The organism is Frankia sp. CoBUL1 (genome assembly GCF_978021245.1).
This window is the reverse complement of record NZ_CDXDOS010000299.1, coordinates 1-3,652: the sequence shown is the minus strand read 5'-3', so window position 1 is coordinate 3,652 and position 3,652 is coordinate 1. Positions and strand designations below refer to the sequence as shown.

2 protein-coding genes are annotated in these 3,652 nt (G+C 70.2%); one reads left to right on the top strand and one right to left on the bottom strand.

Going from position 1 to position 3,652, the window contains the following annotated elements:
• Positions 1-60 precede the first annotated feature (60 nt).
• Positions 61-2,646 (bottom strand): glutamate--cysteine ligase, encoded by a 2,586-nt coding sequence (locus AC08OX_RS15860; protein WP_476608527.1) that lies wholly within the window; start codon positions 2,644-2,646, stop codon positions 61-63.
• Between AC08OX_RS15860 and AC08OX_RS15855 the strand changes: the two genes are divergently transcribed.
• A complete protein-coding gene (locus tag AC08OX_RS15855; RefSeq protein ID WP_476608526.1) occupies positions 2,599-3,366 on the top strand; it encodes an SLOG cluster 4 domain-containing protein in 768 nt (255 codons plus the stop codon). The two genes, AC08OX_RS15860 and AC08OX_RS15855, sit on opposite strands and share 48 nt — an antisense overlap.
• Positions 3,367-3,652: the final 286 nt, after the last annotated feature.

Sequence of the window (3,652 nt, the reverse complement as noted above, 5' to 3'; positions counted from 1 at the left end):
ACGGTTACCGGGAAAGGCTCAGTATCGTCCATGGAAAGGTTGACGGCGGGGAATCACCGGCTAACGGCGGGGAATCCAGGTGTCCTTGGATCCCCCGCCCTGCGAGGAGTTGACGATCAGACTGCCGGGAGGCGCCACCCGGCTGAGCGCTGCGGGCACCACCCGCGGCTCCCGCCCGGCGTAGACAAAGACCCGCAGATCCACCGCGCAGGGTTCGAGATGGCTGTCATGCCAGGTCGGATGGGTCGACAGCGACACCAGTTCCTGGCCGATCCACTGCCGGGGATTGGCCAGGATCCGCTCGCGGGCCTCGGTAAGCCGGTAGGGCTCGGCATGCGGCCCGATGACCACGCCGGACCCGCCATACCCGTCGACCGGTTTCACCACCAGTTGATCGAGGTTGTCCAGCACGTTTTCACACTGCTCCGGGTCGCCGCAGACATAGGTCGGCACGTCGTCGAGCACCGGCTGCTCGCCCAGGTAGTAGGTGACCATCCGCGGGACGTAGGCGTAGACGACCTTGTCGTCACCCACCCCGTTACCCAGAGCGTTCGCTATGCCGACCCGGCGGGCCCGGATCGCGCGCAGCAGCGGGAGCCCCAGCGGGGTGCCGTCGGCTCCGAGGGCGCCGAACAGGTCGTCCTCGTCCATCCGGCGGTAGAGGACGTCGACGCGGCACCGCCGGGAGCCGTCGATCCGGTGGACGACGTCGTTGTCGTCGACCAGCAGATCCGCCGGTTCCACCAGCGCAACGCCCATCTTCTCGGCGAGCAGGGAATGCTCGAAGTACGCCGCGTCGGTCTTCCCGCCAGTCAGCACGGCCACCGCCGGCTCCCCCGCGGCCGCGGCCGGGGCCGCCGCGGCCAGCGCCTCGTGCAGCAGGGCGGGTATGCCGTCCAGCCGCAGGATGCCGGCCGGCGGACCGAGCTCCGGCAGCACCGACTCGGCGAGCCGCCGGCCTTCCATGGCGTAGGCGATACCGGACGGGACGCGCAGGTTGTCCTCCAGCACCAGCCAGCCGCCGTCGCCGCCGCGGACCAGGTCGATGCCGGCGACGGTCACCCGGATGGCGTCCGGGCCGACGGCGCGACCGCCGTGGCGCAGGCTCGGCGCGTCGTTGACCACCCAGGCCGGCACGATCCCGTCGGCGACGGCCGCCCGCTCGCCGTAGATGTCGTGCAGGAACGCCTCCAGGGCCCGGACCCGCTGGCTCAGTCCGGTCATCAGGGTCGTCCAGTCGTCGGCGGCGATGATCCGCGGGACCAGATCGAACGGAAAGGGACGACTGGCGGAGTCCCCCGAGGCCCGGAAGACGATCCCCCGGTCGTTCTGCTCGGCCTCGCGCGTCCCGACCCGTTCGTCGAGGATGCCCGGGCCGAGCCGTTCCAAGGTGCGCATGACGGCCCGGTACTGGGGACGGACCGCGCCGCGGGCGTCGACGATCTCGTCGTACCCGGTCGGCTGGTAGCGTTCGAGCAGCCGCGGCGCGATCTGGTCGGAGGCGGACACAGCGGGCGCGCTCCCCAGCGCGGCCGCCGCCCCCGCGGGCGGGACGTCGCGGGTCTCGGCCAGCACCAGATCCGCGACGTCGGTGAGCAGACCCCGACGGGCGAAGGCCCGGCGCTGGCGGTGCGCCGAGCTGCCCCGGCCGACGGCCTGTTCGGCCAGGTTGTCGATGAGCTCCCAGTCGTCGAACCGTTCGAGCTGCGGGCGGACCTCGGTGAGCAGCCGGCGCAGCATGGCCTGGGCCGGTATCGGGCCGGCACCGAGGATGTCGACGAGGTCGCCCTCCAGGCCGGACCGGGCCGCCCGCCAGGTCGCCGCGCGCAGCAGCTCCGCGCGTGGCGGCGGGGCCTGGCCGCCGGCCTCGATCTCCTCGATGGCCTGGCACACCAGCGCCCGGAACAGCCCGGCGATAAGGATGACGTTGTCGACGTCCGGGCAGGCATCGCAGATGCGCAGCTCGACGGTGGGCAGGTGGGCCGACGGGCGGACGTCGAAGTAGACCATCCCCGGGTCGCTGATCACCCCGGACTTGATCAGGTCTGCCACGAGCTGGTCGTACTCCGCTGCGGTCCGGAAGGACCCGGCGACCCCCGCGGTCGGCCAGCGTTGCCACACCAGCGTGCGCATGCTCGCGTAGCCGCTGTCGGCGCCCATCCAGAACGGCGAGCTGGCCGAGAGCGCCAGCAGCATCGGCAGCCACGGCGCGGTCCAGGCGACGACGGCCATCGCGAGGTCGCGGTCGGCCACGTCGACGTGCACCTGGGCGCCGCAGATGAGCTGCTCGCGCGCGACGATCTGGTAGTCCTCGGTCATCTGCTCGTAACGGTCGTCCCGGGAGACGTCGAGCAGATCCATGTCCACGATCGGCACGGTGCCCGCAGCGGCCGGCCCGAGCCCGAGCTCGCCGGTCACCTCCGCGAGTCGCCGCCGCAGATCGAGCAGGTTCGTCCGCAGCTCCAGCAGATCCGCCGTCGGCTGACTGTTCGTCTCGACAACCGATTTCAATAGCTCTGGAGAGAACGAGTCCCCGTCGAGTCGACGGAGGACCTCCTCGGCCCTGGGAACGAGCTGACGGGTGGTGAGATCGAGGATGTGAAATTCCTCCTCGACGCCGACGGCCACGATTCGTGCGTCGCTCATGGCGGGCTACGCTACGGCCGGCCGGTTACGCATGCGTGTCACAGATATGACCCGCCTCGGGAAGAATCCCGCACTACTCGCCACGGACCTGCACCCCCGCCCTTGTCGTCGTCGGGTACCGGCCGCCACCCGGCACCTCACCCGACGCCTAGCCCGGCCCACCCACGCGGCCACTCTCGTCCGACCCGTCCGACCCGTCCGACCCGTCCGACCCGTCCGACCGGCCTGTCGGCCCTGCTGGTGGGGCCGACAGGCCCACCAGGGTCTCTACTATCCCGCCGGGCCTCGATAAAACGTGACGAAGCGTGCAGGGTTCGGCGTGTCCGATGCGGCGCGCGGTCGCCCGACCGGCTCACCGGCGGGAGGATCGACGGGTGCCGCGGGACGGACGGGTGCCGCGGGACGACGATCGGGCTGCTGCCGGGCCTGTCCCGAGACGAGGGAAACGACCATCTCACCGTCAGCCTCCGGACCGGGATGGGCGAGCTGCGCAACAGCCTGCTCGTCCGCGGCAGCGATGCGTTGGTCGCCGTCGGCGGAAGCTGGGGAACGCGCAGTGAGATCTCCTTCGCGCTCCGGACCGGGAAGACGGTGATCGGTCTCGACACCTGGACCGTGGACACCCGGGATTCATCGCTGCCGAGCGTCATCCCGGTCCAGGATGTGGACGATGTGGTGCCGCTCCTTCGAGCACACCTCAATGATGCCGGCCCTCGATGACGTCTACCGCTTTTTGTCCGACACGGTTATGACCCCCATCATAGGCGTTCCGAAGTTGCCGTTGGCGTCCTGGATGCCGCCCTCCGGCCCAGGTGCGACCGGCTGGTTGAAGTCATCCAGGTTCGAGTGGAAACGACAGCGGTGGAGGAAGGCTCCCGGCTTGCGGAAAGTCAGGGTGAAACTTTCTCCCGGCTCAAGAACCTTGTCGCTGCCCCGGTGGTCCGATGCCCGAGAGAAAGAGGCCGACATTCCGGAGTGCTGTGAAAGTTGGCGGGGTCAAACGGTC

Coding starts and splice junctions, on each gene's coding strand:
- AC08OX_RS15860 (WP_476608527.1), bottom strand. CDS start 2,646: ATGAGCGACGCACGAATCGTGGCCGTCGGCGTCGAGGAGGAATTTCAC.